Origin of the sequence: Ureibacillus sp. 179-F W5.1 NHS (genome assembly GCF_045369345.1) — a bacterium.
GTDB classification, from domain to species: Bacteria; Bacillota; Bacilli; order Bacillales_A; family Planococcaceae; genus Ureibacillus; species Ureibacillus halotolerans.
Genome location: NZ_JBIQFG010000017.1, coordinates 44,011 through 60,500 on the forward strand (window position 1 = coordinate 44,011; position 16,490 = coordinate 60,500).

General features: G+C 36.0%; 17 protein-coding genes. All 17 read left to right on the forward strand.

What is annotated here, in order from left to right; all coding sequences use genetic code 11:
- Window positions 1-241 precede the first annotated feature (241 nt).
- The 17 genes from ACH0B5_RS09575 to upp all read left to right on the forward strand — a co-directional run bounded on the left by ACH0B5_RS09575 (window position 242) and on the right by upp (window position 16,321).
- Window positions 242-1,099, forward strand: a complete 858-nt coding sequence (locus ACH0B5_RS09575) for a class II fructose-bisphosphate aldolase (protein ID WP_122971449.1) — start codon at window positions 242-244, stop codon at window positions 1,097-1,099.
- Window positions 1,100-1,500: 401 nt separating this feature from the next.
- On the forward strand, window positions 1,501-2,151 hold the full coding sequence (fsa, locus tag ACH0B5_RS09580; RefSeq protein WP_122971450.1) for a fructose-6-phosphate aldolase: 651 nt from the start codon (window positions 1,501-1,503) through the stop codon (window positions 2,149-2,151).
- A gap of 430 nt (window positions 2,152-2,581) precedes the next feature.
- Window positions 2,582-3,862, forward strand: a complete 1,281-nt coding sequence (locus ACH0B5_RS09585; RefSeq protein WP_122971451.1) for a UDP-N-acetylglucosamine 1-carboxyvinyltransferase — start codon at window positions 2,582-2,584, stop codon at window positions 3,860-3,862.
- A 98-nt stretch (window positions 3,863-3,960) separates the two neighbouring features.
- Complete coding sequence (gene glpX, locus ACH0B5_RS09590) at window positions 3,961-4,923, forward strand: class II fructose-bisphosphatase (protein ID WP_341361784.1); 963 nt, start codon at window positions 3,961-3,963, stop codon at window positions 4,921-4,923.
- A gap of 192 nt (window positions 4,924-5,115) precedes the next feature.
- The gene (gene rho, locus ACH0B5_RS09595) at window positions 5,116-6,399 is read left to right on the forward strand and encodes a transcription termination factor Rho (RefSeq protein ID WP_122971453.1); all 1,284 of its coding nucleotides are present in this window, start codon (window positions 5,116-5,118) and stop codon (window positions 6,397-6,399) included.
- 201 nt (window positions 6,400-6,600) lie between these two features.
- The gene (gene rpmE, locus ACH0B5_RS09600; RefSeq protein ID WP_122971454.1) at window positions 6,601-6,801 is read left to right on the forward strand and encodes a 50S ribosomal protein L31; all 201 of its coding nucleotides are present in this window, start codon (window positions 6,601-6,603) and stop codon (window positions 6,799-6,801) included.
- Between the two features lie 287 nt (window positions 6,802-7,088).
- The gene (locus ACH0B5_RS09605) at window positions 7,089-7,661 is read left to right on the forward strand and encodes a thymidine kinase (RefSeq protein ID WP_122971455.1); all 573 of its coding nucleotides are present in this window, start codon (window positions 7,089-7,091) and stop codon (window positions 7,659-7,661) included.
- A 177-nt stretch (window positions 7,662-7,838) separates the two neighbouring features.
- Window positions 7,839-8,915 (forward strand): peptide chain release factor 1, encoded by a 1,077-nt coding sequence (gene prfA, locus ACH0B5_RS09610; RefSeq protein ID WP_122971456.1) that lies wholly within the window; start codon window positions 7,839-7,841, stop codon window positions 8,913-8,915.
- Window positions 8,902-9,765 carry a peptide chain release factor N(5)-glutamine methyltransferase gene (gene prmC / locus ACH0B5_RS09615; RefSeq protein ID WP_341361785.1) on the forward strand — a complete coding sequence of 288 codons (864 nt, stop codon included), beginning with the start codon at window positions 8,902-8,904 and terminating at the stop codon, window positions 9,763-9,765. Before prfA ends, prmC begins: the two co-directional genes overlap by 14 nt.
- A 45-nt stretch (window positions 9,766-9,810) precedes the next feature.
- On the forward strand, window positions 9,811-10,443 hold the full coding sequence (locus tag ACH0B5_RS09620) for a stage II sporulation protein R (protein ID WP_341361786.1): 633 nt from the start codon (window positions 9,811-9,813) through the stop codon (window positions 10,441-10,443).
- Between the two features lie 97 nt (window positions 10,444-10,540).
- Window positions 10,541-11,581 (forward strand): L-threonylcarbamoyladenylate synthase, encoded by a 1,041-nt coding sequence (locus ACH0B5_RS09625; protein WP_406927769.1) that lies wholly within the window; start codon window positions 10,541-10,543, stop codon window positions 11,579-11,581.
- 127 nt (window positions 11,582-11,708) lie between these two features.
- Window positions 11,709-12,221 carry a manganese efflux pump MntP gene (locus ACH0B5_RS09630; RefSeq protein WP_122971460.1) on the forward strand — a complete coding sequence of 171 codons (513 nt, stop codon included), beginning with the start codon at window positions 11,709-11,711 and terminating at the stop codon, window positions 12,219-12,221.
- A gap of 19 nt (window positions 12,222-12,240) precedes the next feature.
- Complete coding sequence (locus ACH0B5_RS09635; protein WP_122971461.1) at window positions 12,241-12,690, forward strand: low molecular weight protein arginine phosphatase; 450 nt, start codon at window positions 12,241-12,243, stop codon at window positions 12,688-12,690.
- A 344-nt stretch (window positions 12,691-13,034) separates the two neighbouring features.
- Window positions 13,035-13,472, forward strand: coding sequence for a ribose 5-phosphate isomerase B (rpiB, locus tag ACH0B5_RS09640; RefSeq protein ID WP_122971462.1), 438 nt, complete (start codon window positions 13,035-13,037; stop codon window positions 13,470-13,472).
- A 7-nt stretch (window positions 13,473-13,479) separates the two neighbouring features.
- Window positions 13,480-14,037, forward strand: a complete 558-nt coding sequence (locus tag ACH0B5_RS09645) for a TIGR01440 family protein (protein ID WP_122971463.1) — start codon at window positions 13,480-13,482, stop codon at window positions 14,035-14,037.
- 163 nt (window positions 14,038-14,200) lie between these two features.
- Window positions 14,201-15,460: a serine hydroxymethyltransferase gene (gene glyA / locus ACH0B5_RS09650; protein ID WP_341361788.1), complete on the forward strand. Its 1,260-nt coding sequence runs from the start codon at window positions 14,201-14,203 to the stop codon at window positions 15,458-15,460.
- 231 nt (window positions 15,461-15,691) lie between these two features.
- A complete protein-coding gene (gene upp, locus ACH0B5_RS09655; RefSeq protein ID WP_122971465.1) occupies window positions 15,692-16,321 on the forward strand; it encodes a uracil phosphoribosyltransferase in 630 nt (209 codons plus the stop codon).
- Window positions 16,322-16,490 lie beyond the last annotated feature (169 nt).

Sequence of the window (16,490 nt, forward strand, 5' to 3'; positions counted from 1 at the left end):
CTGTCTCAAGCTTTCGCCGCAGAAAAGGGTAGCATCTCCTAGCACTTGAGAGATGGATGAAAAAGAGAAACAGCAAGTACTTATCAATAAATTAGTTCAAATTAAGTGTTTTGCGCCTGACGCAAGCTTTCGGCGCAGAAAACGATGTAGTCTCACTTGAGAGACTACATCGTTTTTGCTATGATTAGACTGGAATATTTAACTTATTAAATTTTATATCTGTCCGAGGAGGATTTTCGTAATGCCATTAGTATCAATGAAAGAAATGTTAATTAAGGCGAAAGAAGAAGGATATGCTGTAGGGCAATTTAATATTAATAACCTTGAATTCACACAAGCGATTTTACTTGCTGCTGAAGAAGAAAAATCTCCAGTCATCCTTGGTGTTTCTGAAGGCGCTGGAAAATATATGGGCGGATTTATTGCAGTTGTAAATATGGTTAAAGGATTAATGGAAAGTTATAAAATTTCTGTTCCTGTTGCTATCCATTTAGATCATGGTTCAAGTTTTGCTAAATGTAAAGAAGCTGTTGATGCTGGTTTTACATCTGTAATGATTGATGCTTCCCATCATCCGTTTGAAGAAAATGTAAAAATTACAACAGAAGTTGTAGAATATGCACATTCAAAAGGAGTATCTGTTGAAGCTGAACTTGGTACTGTTGGCGGACAAGAAGATGATGTTATTGGTGCAGGTATTATATATGCTGATCCTCAGGAATGTAAACAACTTGTTGAACAAACAAACATCGATTGCTTAGCACCTGCTCTTGGTTCAGTTCATGGTCCATATCAAGGTGAACCAAATTTAGGATTTAAAGAAATGGAAGAGATTTCTAATTTAACAGGATTACCACTTGTTTTACATGGTGGAACTGGTATTCCAACTAAAGATATTCAACGTTCAATTTCGTTAGGAACGGCTAAAATAAACGTGAACACTGAAAATCAAATTGCTGCAACGAAAGTTATCCGTGAAATTTTTGAAAACGATAAAAAAGTGTATGATCCACGTAAATATTTAGGACCAGCACGTGAAGCAATTAAAGAAACGGTTATTGGAAAAATGCGTGAATTCGGTAGTTCTCAAAAGGCATAAGTAATTCTAACTTACTGTTATAGAATAGATGTTTCAATAATCATTTAAGGGGAAAATAATTTTTAAAATAAAAGCCCAATGGTTTTAATTATTACTAAAAATGTTTACTATAGGATAAACAATAGAATATATGCTTTTTTATCTTTACTTTCATTCAATTGAAAATTTTCCTACCGTTTTGGAAATGGGAAATCCCTTGATTGGATGAAATACGAACTTCCGGAACGTGCACCGGATTTTTCATAAAGTTAACTGTACAAGCACAATTTAAATCCGGACGCAATTGTGCCGAGGCGTAATTGATATAGTGATTTGCAGGAGAAGTGTCGGATTGGAATCAATCGACCTTCTCTTAATTTTTGATTGACACTTTACAAATGGAAAACAGGAGGATATAGATAATGAAATTTTTTATCGATACAGCAAACTTTGAAGAAATTAAGGAAGCCCATTCTTGGGGGATTTTATCGGGTGTTACAACAAACCCATCATTGGTAGCAAAAGAAGAAAATGTTTCTTTCCACGATCGTCTTCGTGAAATTGCTGAACTAGTTGATGGTTCTGTAAGTGGTGAAGTAATTTCTCTAGATGCTGAAGGGATGATTAAAGAAGGTTTAGAATTAGCAGCGATTGCACCAAACATCACTGTTAAATTACCGATGACACCAGAAGGTCTAAAAGCTTGTAAATTTTTCTCTGAAAAAGGTATTAAAACTAATGTGACGTTAATTTTTAGTGCGAACCAAGCATTAATGGCTGCCCGTGCCGGTGCAACTTATGTATCTCCTTTTGTTGGACGTTTAGATGACATTGGTCAAAGTGGTACAGAGTTAATTGCAACAATTTCAGATATGTTTGCAATTCACGGCATTGAAACGGAAATTATTGCAGCTTCTATCCGTCACCCTCAACATATTACAGATGTAGCTTTAGCAGGAGCTGATATTGCTACAACACCATTTAAAGTTTTAAAACAATTATTCCATCATCCATTAACTGATAAAGGGATTGAAGGATTTTTAGCGGACTGGGAAAAACGTAAAAACAAATAAGAGCCATTTATTACTTTAATTCAGAATAATCGAGTTTCCATTTCAACATTCAACATTATTCAAAAATAAAATATTATATAGAGAATATAAAAAAATCTTTATTGTTCATAAAATTTTAAGCTTTAAATTGTGAAAAAGGTAAATAATAAACAGTAACAACAAAAATATAAATTAATTACCTTTTTTTACTTCATACAGAACGATCGATAAAAGGTAAACCTAATGCACTGTTCAATAAAAAGGTTTTAATATCCACCTGTATGAAGTGAAAGCCACTGGCGAAAACACACTGTTAATTAAGAAATTGTTCGAGCTAACTCGAGAAGTTTATGTGGAATAGTCAAGGCACACATTTGATAGAAAGTGAGCGATATGGCTAGCTTAAAGAACAGTAATAAGTGAAACTTTCCAATCATAAGGGAGAACGGATATGGATGTTTATAAAATCAATGGCGGAAATCGCCTTAAAGGAACATTAAAAGTAAGTGGTGCAAAAAATAGCGCAGTTGCATTAATCCCCGCTTCCATCTTAGCTAATTCTTCGGTAACAATTGGTGGCATTCCAGAGATTTCAGATGCTTGGACGTTAAAAGCATTGCTGGAGGAAATTGGTGGCGAAGTTTCTTTTAAAGATGGACAGATGATTATCGATCCTACGAATATGCTTGCAATTCCTTTACCAAACGGAAATGTAAAGAAACTTCGTGCTTCCTACTATTTAATGGGAGCTATGTTAGGACGTTTTAAGAAAGCGGTCATTGGTTTACCAGGCGGTTGTTTCTTAGGTCCGCGTCCTATCGATCAACATATTAAAGGGTTTGAAGCCCTTGGTGCTAAAGTGACGAATGAACATGGAGCTATATACTTACGCGCTGATGAGTTAATTGGTGCGAAAATATACTTGGACGTTGCAAGTGTAGGTGCTACGATAAATATTATGTTAGCGGCAGTACGCGCAAAAGGTCGTACAATCATTGAGAATGCTGCAAAAGAGCCGGAAATTATTGATGTTGCCACACTTTTAACGAATATGGGAGCAAATATTAAAGGAGCAGGAACGAGTGTCATTCGTATTGATGGAGTAGAAGAACTTCATGGTACTAAACATACAATTATTCCTGACCGTATTGAAGCTTCAACATTTATGATAATGGCGGCAGCAATTGGTGATGGTGTAACAATTGATAATATTATTCCTCTCCATTTAGAAGCTGTTACAGCAAAACTACGGGAGATGGGTGTTAAAATTGAAGAGGGAGAGGAAAGTGTTTTTATCCCAAGAACAGATGTACTCCAAGCAGTCGATGTAAAAACACTTGTTTATCCTGGTTTCCCTACGGACGTGCAACAACCGTTATCTGTTTTAATGACACAAGCAGTAGGAGCATCAAAGGTTACAGACACGATTTATACTGCCCGTTTTAAGCATATAGATGAATTGCGTCGAATGAATGCAAATGCAAGAGTAGAAGGGAATAGTGCCATTATTCAAGGCCCAACGAAACTTCATGGCTCTAAAGTAACTGCTACTGATTTGCGAGCTGGAGCGGCCCTTGTTTTAGCCGGATTAATAGCAGATGGTGAAACAGAAATTCAAGATATTTATCATATTGAGCGTGGATATAGTTCATTAATAGAAAAATTATGTGCACTTGGTGCTGATATTCGACGGGAAACGATTGAAGTAAGTAGTGTTAAAAGAGCAAAATAATAGATATAAATAGTCTAAAATGAAAAAAATAAATATGATACAATAGATGAAACATTTAGTTTCGGTAAAACCTGCCGAATACAGGAGGCAAATGAAGAATGGAACGTAGTTTAACGATGGAAGTTGTACGCGTAACAGAAGCAGCAGCAATTGCATCTGCAAAATGGATGGGACTTGGTTTAAAAGAGGAAGCAGATGATGCAGCAACTACAGCTATGCGTGCATTATTTGATACAATCCCTATGCATGGTACCGTTGTAATTGGGGAAGGCGAAATGGATGAAGCACCGATGTTATATATTGGTGAAGAACTTGGCCTACGCAATGGCGGTCCACAAGTGGATATTGCTGTTGACCCTCTTGAAGGAACAAATATTGTTGCAAAGGGTACAAATGGAGCAATGACTGTGCTTGCCATTGCAGATCGCGGAAATTTATTGAATGCTCCTGATATGTACATGGAAAAGTTGGCAGTTGGCCCTGAAGCAGCTGGTAAAGTGAACATAAACGCATCGGTAACTGAAAATTTACAAGCGGTTGCAAAAGCGAAAAACAAAGATATTTCCGACATAGTTGCTGTTTTACTTGATCGCCCAAGACATCAAAAAATTGTAGACGAAATTCGTGCAGCAGGTGCACGCATTAAATTCATACAAGATGGTGACGTAAGCGCAGCGATTAATACAGCATTCGATGAAACGGGTATTGATATTATGTTCGGTACTGGTGGGGCTCCAGAAGGTGTTATTTCAGCTGTTGCACTAAAATGTTTAGGTGGAGATTTCCAAGCGAAATTAGTTCCAGAAGATGATGCTCAACGTGAACGATGTGAAAAAATGGGTATTGATTTAGATCAAGTATTATACTTAGAAGATTTGGTGAAAGGTGACGACGCTATTTTCGCAGCAACTGCTGTTACAGATAGCGAGCTTTTAAAAGGCGTTCAATATAAAGGTTCTTATTGCTTAACGAACTCTTTAGTAATGCGTGCTAAAACAGGAACAGTACGTTTTGTTGAAGGTCGACACCATCTTAACAAAAAACCTAGATATGTAAAATAAACTTCAATCCTTTAGATGCCTGATTAAAACTTTATACTTTCGGATATTTTATGGATAACCACTTTAAATTTTATCCGCAAACGTTCTCCACATCAGGCATCTTTTCTACTATTCTTTCATACTAATGAATCCTACGGCAATAACACTTCCAATAACCAAAAAGATAAAACTTTAAAAGACTGGAGATATGCTATGTCTGCTCATACAATAGCTCAATTGGAAAATATGACGTTAAAAGAGTTGTATGCTCTTGCACGTGATTACAAGATTTCATATTATAGTAAATTAACAAAAAAAGAATTAATCTTTGCTATTTTAAAGTCTCGTTCTGAACAAGAAGGATACTTCTTTATGGAAGGTGTACTTGAAATAGTTAACCAGGAAGGATTTGGTTTTTTACGACCAATTAATTATTCTCCTTCGAAAGAGGATATTTATATTTCAGCTTCTCAAATCCGACGCTTTGACCTACGAAATGGGGACAAGGTTTCCGGAAAAGTACGTCCTCCAAAGGAAAATGAACGTTACTTCGGACTGTTACAAGTCGATGCGGTAAACGGAGAAGATCCTGAAATCGCTAAAGAACGGGTTCACTTCCCGGCACTAACTCCTCTTTATCCAGATAGACAAATTAAATTAGAAACAGAACCTAATAAATTATCTACACGGATTATGGATTTAGTAGCACCAGTTGGTTTTGGCCAAAGGGGTTTAATTGTGGCGCCTCCGAAAGCTGGGAAAACATCTCTTTTAAAGGAAATCGCCAATGCGATTACAACAAATTATCCGGAAGCAGAATTAATCGTTCTTTTAATTGATGAACGTCCTGAAGAAGTAACGGATATTGAACGTTCTGTAAAAGCGGATGTTGTAAGCTCTACCTTTGACGAAGTACCTGAAAATCACGTGAAAGTTGCGGAGCTTGTTTTAGAACGTGCCCGCCGCTTAGTAGAACATAAACGGGATGTTATTATTTTAATGGATTCCATTACCCGTTTAGCTCGAGCATATAATTTAGTTATTCCACCAAGTGGACGAACATTGTCTGGTGGTATTGATCCGGCAGCGTTCCACCGACCTAAAAGATTTTTCGGTTCCGCCCGAAATATAGAAGAAGGTGGAAGTTTAACTATTTTAGCGACTGCATTAGTCGATACAGGGTCACGTATGGATGAAGTTATTTACGAGGAGTTTAAAGGAACAGGGAACTTAGAACTGCACCTTGATCGTCAATTAGCTGAACGCCGTGTATTCCCAGCCCTTGATATTCGTCGTTCTGGAACACGTAAAGAAGAATTATTAATTCCAGAAAATCAACTAGAAAAACTATGGGCTATTCGTAAAACGTTTTCAGATGCTCCCGACTTCGCAGAACGCTTCTTGAAAAAACTTCGAACGTCTAAAACTAACGAAGAATTTTTTGAAAAACTTAATAACGATATGAAAAAAGCGACAAAAGGAAAAGGATTAATATAAAATAGGATATTTTTCTATAAAGGATTTCCATTTTTTGGTTTTATTACTTTTTCATCTTTTTCTTGCGAACGAATTTATTTCTTGCTATAATCTTTTAAGTATGTAACGTGTGCATACTTAACTGGCATATTCGGGTTATGTAAGGCACAGTTCGAATAATAACTCTGTTCCAGATGGTTCAGGGCGAGAGGAGAAACGAATATGAAACAAGGAATTCATCCAGATTACAAAACTGCAACAGTAACTTGCTCTTGCGGTAATACTTTCGAAACAGGTTCAGTAAAAGAAAAAATTACTGTAGAATTCTGTAGCGAATGTCACCCATTCTATACTGGTCGTCAAAAATTCGCGTCTGCTGACGGACGTGTGGATCGTTTCAACAAAAAATACGGTCTTAAATAAGAAATTTTTAAATGCCTGCCAAGCTCAGCTTGCAGGCATTTTTTATAGTAAAGCTTGTCTGATACATAAAAATAAATTGTCTGACTTTCATGGAATAATTGTAGAAGAACTATAAGATAAGATATACTATGAAGGGTAAAGCAAGTTCATGGATGATGTTAGAGGATCTATCAAATAGAACGCCTTGGGAGTTCATCTCAGGGCTTTTTCATTGTTTAAGTAAAAATATTCGACTAAGTAGCACTTCAAAAGTTAACAGAACACAACTTAGAAAGAGGTTTATTGGTATGGCGCAATTATTTTTTAAACATGGTGCGATGAATAGTGGGAAATCTATTGAAATTCTAAAAGTTGCACATAACTATGAAGAACAAAATAAGCCAGTATTAATTTTTACTTCTGGAATTGATACGAGGGATGAAGTAGGGTATGTGTCTAGCCGAATTGGATTGAGACGCCAAGCAATTCCAGTGTTTGAGGATACAAATTTATTTGAATATGTAAAAAATTATTCGGAGAAACTTTATTGCGTATTAGTAGATGAAGTGCAATTTTTAACAAAGGAACACGTCTTACAATTAACAAAAATCGTCGACATTTTAAATATCCCAGTCATGGGATTCGGATTGAAAAATGACTTCCAAAACGAGCTGTTTGAAGGTAGCCGATATATGTTGATTTACGCCGATAAAATTGAAGAAATGAAAACTATTTGTTGGTTTTGTCATAAAAAGGCAACAATGAATTTGCGGGTTGATGAAAATAATAAACCGGTTTATACAGGAGAGCAAATTCATATTGGTGGTAATGATACATATTATCCCGTTTGCCGGAAATGTCATGTGAATCCTCCGCTATAAGGAACAATTCAATTAGATCTCGCATAAATGTAGCGATAAAGACACAATTTCTTTATACTTAATAAGGATAAAATATAACGATATATGTAGATTAGACACTCATAAATGGTATACACCTGAAATAATCGGGGTATGACGGAATTTAACCATATATGAAATTAAATTAGAGGTGAAATCATGTTTGATCGATTACAAGCGGTTGAAGACCGATATGAAAGATTAAATGAATTATTAAGTGATCCTGATGTTGTAAGCGATAGTAAAAAACTTCGCGAATATTCTAAGGAACAGTCAGATATTCAAGAAATGGTAGAAGTATATCGAGAATATAAAGATGTAAAACAACAATTGGCAGATACGAAAGAAATGCTAGACAATGAAAAAGATCCTGAAATGCATGAAATGGTAAAAGAAGAATTTAACGAATTAAATGCACGAATTCCTGTATTGGAAGAGCGCTTAAAAATTCTTCTAATTCCAAAGGATCCAAACGACGATAAAAACGTTATTATGGAAATTCGCGGAGCTGCGGGTGGAGATGAAGCGAATATTTTCGCAGGAGATTTATTCCGCATGTATTCCCGTTACGCAGAAACACAAGGATGGAAAATTGATATTATGGAAGCTACACCTAACCCAATGGGCGGTTATAAAGAGGTTATCTTTATGATCAACGGGCAAGGTGCTTATTCGAAATTTAAATATGAAAACGGGGCGCACCGCGTACAACGGGTTCCTGCTACAGAATCACAAGGTCGTATCCATACTTCTACAGCGACTGTTGCATGTTTGCCAGAAGTAGAAGAAGTGGATGTCGAAATTCATGAAAAAGATATTCGCGTTGATACATTTGCCTCTTCAGGTGCAGGTGGTCAATCTGTTAATACGACAATGTCAGCCGTGCGTATGACCCATATACCAACGGGTGTTGTCGTATCGATGCAAGATGAACGTTCCCAAATTAAAAACCGTGAAAAAGCGATGAAAATCCTTCGAGCTCGTGTTGCCGATATGTATATGCAAGAAGCACAAAAGGAAATCGATGCAACTCGTAAATCTGCAGTTGGTACAGGAGATCGCTCCGAGCGTATTCGCACATACAACTATCCACAAAATCGTGTCACTGACCATCGTATCGGCTTAACTCTTCAAAAGCTGGATATAATTATGGAAGGCAAGTTGGATGAAATTATTGATGCATTAATGCTGGAAGAGCAAGCAGCGAAACTTGCCCATTTAAATGATGAAGCATAAAACAATTTTTGAGGCCCTCCATGGGGCTTCTTCTTTTTTAGTTGAAAATGGTCGTGACGAAAATGCTGCAAGACTTTTAATGCAACATGTTTACGAAACGAATTATTCCGGATTAATGATGCGAATGCACGATAAGATCAGTGATGAAAAATTAATGGAATTTCAAAAATATGTAGAAGAACATGCCAAAGGTAGGCCAGTTCAATACATTATAGGAACGGAAGAGTTTTTCGGGAGAAAGTTCAAAGTTGATGAATCGGTATTAATCCCTCGTCCTGAAACAGAGGAGTTAATTGTCGGGGCGTTGGAGCGTATGAAAAAATTGTTTGGAGAACATTCCTTTGTAAAGATTTGTGATATAGGAACTGGAAGTGGTGCCATTGCTATAACGATGAAAAAGGAATGGCCAGAAGCGCAAGTAGTTGCGACGGATATTTCTGAAAAGGCAATTGAAACGGCGAAGAAAAATGCCAACCATTTACAGACCGAAGTTGAGTTCCGTCTAGGGGATTTGACAAAACCGATTGCACAGGAAAAATGGGATGTTATTTTATCCAATCCTCCTTATATTGCTTTTGATGAAGCGAAAGAAATGTCCGAAATCGTATTGGATCATGAACCTCATAACGCACTTTTTGCAGAAGAAGATGGGTTAATCTTGTATCGAAAACTTTCAGAGCAATTACCGAACCTTTTAAATCAACCTGCTTTAATTGGTGTAGAAATCGGCCATTTACAAGGTGAAGCGGTCGCGAAATTCTTTAAAACTAGCTTTCCTGAATCTAAAGTAGAAATCGTTAAAGATATTAATCAAAAAAATAGAATGGTTTTTTGTGAAATAAATGTATAAAAAGTTCTCTTCCTGACAATTATGATGTCAGGGAGGGAATTAATTATGTTAAACGATTACGAGATTACAAGAGTTCAAAAAGAAAATAAATTTGATAAAGTTTTAAGTCTATTAAAATTACTTGCGTGTTCAATTGCTATTTTGTGTTCAATCATTTTACTACCAGATATGTTTGATAAAGTCTATGAAGCTAGAAATAATTTGGTTGAAGATAGTTTAAAAATTCGCGTTGTGGCAAATAGTAATACAAAGGAAGATCAACAATTTAAACGTGAAATGGTGGAAAATTTAACACCGTTTTTCACACAAATTCAAAATAATGAACTAGCGAATAAAGATAGTGATGAAATATATACAGAATTAGCTACTTATTTAGAAAAAAACTATGCAGATGCAAATGTGAAAATTAACATTGGTGACAATTTAATGCCACCAAAACTACAACATAATACGTTTTATCCACAATCATATTACCAATCGCTTGTATTAACTATTGGTGAAGGTCGAGGGGATAACTGGTGGTGTAGTATTTTCCCGAATATATGTGAGCGTCCGACTGACAAAGAAGATGAAAAAGAAAAAGTGGAACAAAAAGATAGTGATGAGAAGGAAGATAATGAAGAAAAAACTAAAGTCACATTTATTGTTTGGGAATGGATCAAAAAATTGTTCAGTTAGTTAATGGCTAGCTTACTTATGCACACCTTTTACAGTATTATCCACAAAGTGTGTATAAACTGTTAGAAAATTTCGAAATAAGATAGGAGGGACAATGATGGAAACGCTCAAAATGCTTGTGAATAATAATGAAGCAAATGAACAAAGTTATTCACAAGCAATCGATTTATTAAATCAAGGGGAAGTTGTCGCCTTTCCGACAGAGACTGTATATGGTCTTGGTGCTGTGGCAACAAACGATTCGGCTGTGAAAAAAATATTTGAAGCAAAAGGCCGTCCTTCAGATAACCCCTTAATTGTACATATTGGAACAATTGAAGAAGTTTCAAACTATATAGAAGAAATTCCTGATAACGCCAAGAAATTGATGGATTGTTTTTGGCCCGGTCCATTGACAATTATTATGAAGGCGAAAAAAGGGTTACTAGCACCTAGTGTTACAGCTGGATTATCAACGGTTGGATTACGGATGCCGAACCATGAAGTCGCTTTGCGGTTATTGAGAAAGTTACAAAAACCGGTAGCGGCTCCAAGTGCAAATCGTAGTGGTAAGCCAAGTCCTACAAAAGCTGTCCATGTGGAAGAAGATTTACAAGGTCGTATACCTCTTATTTTAGATGGTGGAGCTACAGGAATAGGCATTGAATCGACAGTACTTGATGTAACCGTTACTCCACCAGTCATCCTTCGACCAGGCGGAGTAACGAAAGAAATGTTAGAACAAGTGATTGGAACAGTCATTCTGCCAACAAAAAATCAACAAATACTCGATTCGACGCCAAAGGCACCTGGAATGAAATATACCCATTATGCACCTAATGCCCCAGTATATTTAATCGAACATAATAAAAAAGAAATTGAATTAGCAATAAGACAATTAAAAAAAGAGGGACATAAAGTAGCCCTTCTAGCCCCTTCATCTTATCAAGATATAAAGGCAGATTATTTTTTCCCTTATGGTAATGAAGGGAATAAAGAACAAATGAGCGCAAAATTATATGACGATTTAAGAGCATGTGATAAGACAGAGGCAACGATCATTTTGGCTACAACGACTACGACTGAAGGTGTCGGTGCAGCAATTATGAACCGATTAGAAAAAGCTGCAGGAAACAAATGGTATAAAAATAGAGAATAGTATTTAAAGAGGGTTTGCTTAAAAAAGTGAACCCTTTTTAATTTATAAAAGGTGGACAAGAAACGATGATATTGGATGATGATAAGGCATAAGATAGTAGAAATATTATAAAGGAAAGAGGACTATTTTGCAGGAAATACTTACGGGACTTATTGTGGCATTGGATGTAGTCGCACTTTATTTACTTCTTCCTAGTGTAAAACAACGTTTTATTCTTTCTTTATGGACGGCTATATTACATATGATTTTCCCAATTATCGGTTTTACTCTTGGTAGATGGATGGTACATATCCTATTACAATGGTCTAATTTAATTTCAAGTATTTTATTATTTTCCATTGGACTCCAATTAATCCTTTCAACAAAAAATCGACAAATCATGGCAATACCAATATCGATATTAGCTATTACGGCCAGTTTAGATACCTTTTCAGTCAGCATTTCTTTTGGTATGCTAAACTTACAAAAATTTTTATTTATTTTTAGTGCGGGAATATGGACTTTTGTATTGTCTTACATTTCTCTGCAGATCGCAAGAAGCCGCTTTTCTATAAAAGGGGATTCATTAAAGTGGATTGCGGGATTATCGTTAATTGTCATAAGTATCTATACGTTTTTTAATAGCATTGAGTATCTATAATAAAGAAAGAGTGGACATCATGAATATTTATTTCATTTGTACTGGTAATACTTGTAGAAGTCCTATGGCTGAGGCTATATTGAAAAGTAAAAATGTGGATGGTGTACAAGTTAAATCTGCTGGCATTTACGCCCTTGAAGGTGGGGGAATTTCCGAGAATGCAAAAGCTGTCCTTCAACATGATCAAATCGATTTTGAGCATATGACATCCCAAGTGAAGCCACAGGATATTGAATGGGCTGATTTGATTTTAACTATGACTGGGGCCCATAAAAATATGATTCTTCATACATTTCCAAATGCTCAAAACAAAACTTTTACTTTAAAAGAGTATGTGAAACCATATGGTTCGAAAGATGTATCAGATCCTTTTGGCGGTGATATCGGAACATATAGACAAACGTATTTAGAATTAAATCAGCTTATTGATGAATTGATTATAAAGATTTCGGAAAATGAAATGGCGTAGAATCGTTATCTAGTTAACAAAGAACCAATATAAAATTACATAAGTGTGCCATCATTCTAAGGAAATTGTATTGCTTTAGGATGGTGGCATTTATTCATATTTAAGGAACACACCAGTAGTCATTTGTAATAGAAATCAGAATAATGAAACATCTTATATCCGATACACGAATGATTTTAATAGAATGTAGTCTATTTCACGTCAAAATATGAACGTTATTTATATATGTTGATGAATTATTCGTATTTTATAAAAAGGATTAAAGGAAAGTTTTCAAAATCCATGTTAATCTTTCGGAATAAGTGGTACACTGTTGATGACAATAACACGTAGGAGGGAACATAGTGAAAATTGCAATTTCTTCAGACCACGGTGGAAATAACTTACGCAAAGAAATTATGTCACTATTAGACGAACTTCAAATTAGTTATGAAGATTTTGGTCCAAAATCTAATGATTCGGTTGATTATCCTGATTATGCTCGCCCAGTAGCAGAAGGCGTTGCAAGTGGAAAGTTTGATCGAGGAATATTAATTTGTGGTACCGGCATTGGAATGTCGATTGCTGCAAACAAAGTAAAGGGGATTCGTTGTGCATTAGTTCATGATGTATTTAGTGCTAAAGCAACTCGATGCCATAACGATTCAAATATTTTAGCGATGGGTGAGAGAGTGATTGGTCCTGGGCTAGCGGGAGAAATCGTAAAAGCCTGGTTAAATACGGATTTTGAAGGTGGTCGTCATACTCGACGAATCGATAAAATTTCCGAGCTTGAAGGGTAGTTAATCAATGAGTGATTTACAGCAAATACAGTCCCAATTATCCCAATTGCTAGATGAAATAGAACAACAAGTACAGTTCCAGCAGAATCAATTGTTTGTTATCGGTTGTTCAACTTCTGAAATTGCTGGTTCAAAAATTGGAACATCGGGAGCTATGGAAGTAGCAGAAGTACTATATCGGGAGTTTGCATATTTTGCTAAAAGAAACGAGCTTTATTTAGTTTTTCAAGGCTGTGAACATATTAATCGCGCGTTAACGATGGAGTATGATGCTGCTTTAAAATATGGTCTAGAACCGGTAACCGTTATTCCTGTAAAACATGCAGGAGGTTCGATGTCTGCCTATGCTTATACTCAATTGGAAAATCCAGTTGTCGTAGAACATGTTCGAGCACACGCAGGGATCGATATTGGTCAAACGATTATAGGGATGCATTTAAAAGAAGTAGCAATTCCCGTTCGAACTTCCATCCGGAAAATTGGGGAAGCGGTAGTAACAATAGCGAAAACGCGTCCAAAGTTAATAGGTGGAGAACGGGCTATCTATGTAAGACCTACCGAATGAAATTTAATAGTTCATTAATGTTTGAAAAGAAGGAAAGTTTAAGAGCGAGTTTTCATTACTCTATGGAAGATTAACAGTTGGTATCTATTACTGATAATAGGAAACTCCATTTATAATAATTTTTTATTCAAAAAATAAAAGAACTTTAGGGGGATATATAACGATGGCTTATGAAAAAGTAGCGGCACAAGATAAAGCAGTACTAGAAGGAATTTTAGCTGAGAAAAAACGTCAACAAGCAAACATTGAATTAATCGCATCCGAAAACATTGTTTCTGAAGCGGTTATGGAAGCTCAAGGTTCTGTTTTAACGAACAAATATGCGGAAGGTTATCCTGGCAAACGTTACTACGGTGGTTGTGAACACGTTGACGTGGTGGAAGACATTGCCCGTGACCGTGTAAAACAAATTTTTGGTGCTGAATATGCAAACGTTCAACCCCACTCCGGTGCACAAGCGAATATGGCAGTATACTTCACAGTTCTTGAACCAGGGGATACAGTACTAGGTATGAATCTTTCCCATGGTGGTCACTTAACCCATGGTTCTCCTGTTAATTTCTCTGGTATTCAATATAAATTTGTAGAATATGGCGTAACAGAAGATACAAATGTAATAGACTATGAAGATGTTCGCGCTAAAGCTTTAGAACATAAGCCAAAGTTAATTGTTGCTGGTGCTTCTGCTTACCCTCGTGAAATTGACTTTAAAAAATTCCGTGAAATTGCAGATGAAGTTGGTGCTTATTTCATGGTCGATATGGCACATATCGCTGGTCTTGTAGCTGCTGGTGAACACCCATCTCCAGTACCTTATGCAGATTTCGTTACTTCAACAACTCATAAAACGTTACGTGGACCTCGTGGTGGTTTAATTTTAACTTCTGAAGAATGGGGTAAAAAGATCGATAAATCTGTTTTCCCTGGAATTCAAGGTGGACCATTAATGCATGTAATCGCTGCTAAAGCAGTAGCGTTTGGTGAAGCATTACAGCCAGAATTTAAAGAGTATGCAAAACAAATTAAAAAGAATGCAAAAGTACTTGCTGAAACATTAATTGCTGAAGGATTAGAAATTGTTTCTGGCGGCACTGATAACCATTTATTATTAGTGAATGTGAAATCAGTTGGTTTAACTGGTAAAGTGGCTGAAAAAGTATTAGATGAAGTGGGGATTACTGTAAATAAAAATACAATTCCTTACGATCAAGAAAAACCATTTGTTACTTCTGGTATTCGTATCGGTACACCTGCTGTAACAAGCCGTGGCTTCTTAGAAGAAGACATGAAAGAGGTTGGATTAATCATCGCCAAACTTCTTAAAAACCCAGAAGATGCTGCTGTAAAACAAGAAGCAGCAGATCGTGTAAAAGTTCTAACGGATAAATATCCTATTTACGAAGATTTAGTAACGAATATTTAGTATGAAAGAGCTAGTGAGTTTTTCCACTAGCTCTTTTCTATTTTTGATAGCATCTTTTTTAAAAGATAGAGGAAAGTAGCTTCAAAACTAACAATGTACTATAAATGAGACCGACATATAGTTTTATGTTACGACTTTTTTTGATATACTAGTTTAGATTAAGTGATATTTTTCTTTACAACAGAAAAAATCATATGGAAGAATGATATGAATAGTTAGGAGCGAGTCCAATTGAGTAAAGTCTATGTATTTGATCACCCATTAATCCAACATAAGTTAACGTATATCCGTGATAAAAACACTGGAACAAAAGAATTCCGTGAACTTGTTGATGAAGTCGCAACTTTAATGGCCTTTGAAATTACTCGAGATATGCCACTAGAAGAGATTGAAATCGATACACCTGTAATGAAAGCTAAAACAAAAGTGCTTTCAGGTAAAAAAATGGCCATTGTCCCAATTCTACGCGCTGGTATTGGTATGGTTGATGGAATACTAAAATTAATCCCAGCTGCAAAAGTGGGACATATTGGACTTTATCGTGATCCAGAAACATTAAAACCTGTTGAGTATTATGCAAAACTTCCTGCGGATGTGGAAGAACGTGACTTTATCATAGTTGACCCAATGTTAGCTACAGGTGGTTCTGCTGTTGAAGCGATTAATTCATTAAAAACACGTGGAGCTAAAAGTATTAAATTTATGTGCTTAATTGCTGCTCCAGAAGGTGTACAAGCTATTCAAGAAGCGCACCCAGATGTAGATATTTACATTGCTGCTCTTGACGAGAAATTAAATGACCATGGATACATCGTACCTGGATTAGGAGATGCTGGTGACCGTTTATTTGGTACTAAGTAAAACAGCTAATTCTAAGTAAATAGAAAACGGGAAAATAATGACCCTTTAATTTAAGAAGGGCCATTATTTTTCATTTACATGCATTAAAAGTAAGGCTCTAAAATATTTGTTGGGGTACAGATAAAATTCAGAAAAAATAAACACGCAATCTCCTAATTTTGTTAGACTT

Coding starts and splice junctions, on each gene's coding strand:
- ACH0B5_RS09575 (WP_122971449.1), top strand. CDS start 242: ATGCCATTAGTATCAATGAAAGAAATGTTAATTAAGGCGAAAGAAGAA.
- fsa (WP_122971450.1), top strand. CDS start 1,501: ATGAAATTTTTTATCGATACAGCAAACTTTGAAGAAATTAAGGAAGCC.
- ACH0B5_RS09585 (WP_122971451.1), top strand. CDS start 2,582: ATGGATGTTTATAAAATCAATGGCGGAAATCGCCTTAAAGGAACATTA.
- glpX (WP_341361784.1), top strand. CDS start 3,961: ATGGAACGTAGTTTAACGATGGAAGTTGTACGCGTAACAGAAGCAGCA.
- rho (WP_122971453.1), top strand. CDS start 5,116: ATGTCTGCTCATACAATAGCTCAATTGGAAAATATGACGTTAAAAGAG.
- rpmE (WP_122971454.1), top strand. CDS start 6,601: ATGAAACAAGGAATTCATCCAGATTACAAAACTGCAACAGTAACTTGC.
- ACH0B5_RS09605 (WP_122971455.1), top strand. CDS start 7,089: ATGGCGCAATTATTTTTTAAACATGGTGCGATGAATAGTGGGAAATCT.
- prfA (WP_122971456.1), top strand. CDS start 7,839: ATGTTTGATCGATTACAAGCGGTTGAAGACCGATATGAAAGATTAAAT.
- prmC (WP_341361785.1), top strand. CDS start 8,902: ATGATGAAGCATAAAACAATTTTTGAGGCCCTCCATGGGGCTTCTTCT.
- ACH0B5_RS09620 (WP_341361786.1), top strand. CDS start 9,811: ATGTTAAACGATTACGAGATTACAAGAGTTCAAAAAGAAAATAAATTT.
- ACH0B5_RS09625 (WP_406927769.1), top strand. CDS start 10,541: ATGGAAACGCTCAAAATGCTTGTGAATAATAATGAAGCAAATGAACAA.
- ACH0B5_RS09635 (WP_122971461.1), top strand. CDS start 12,241: ATGAATATTTATTTCATTTGTACTGGTAATACTTGTAGAAGTCCTATG.
- ACH0B5_RS09645 (WP_122971463.1), top strand. CDS start 13,480: ATGAGTGATTTACAGCAAATACAGTCCCAATTATCCCAATTGCTAGAT.
- glyA (WP_341361788.1), top strand. CDS start 14,201: ATGGCTTATGAAAAAGTAGCGGCACAAGATAAAGCAGTACTAGAAGGA.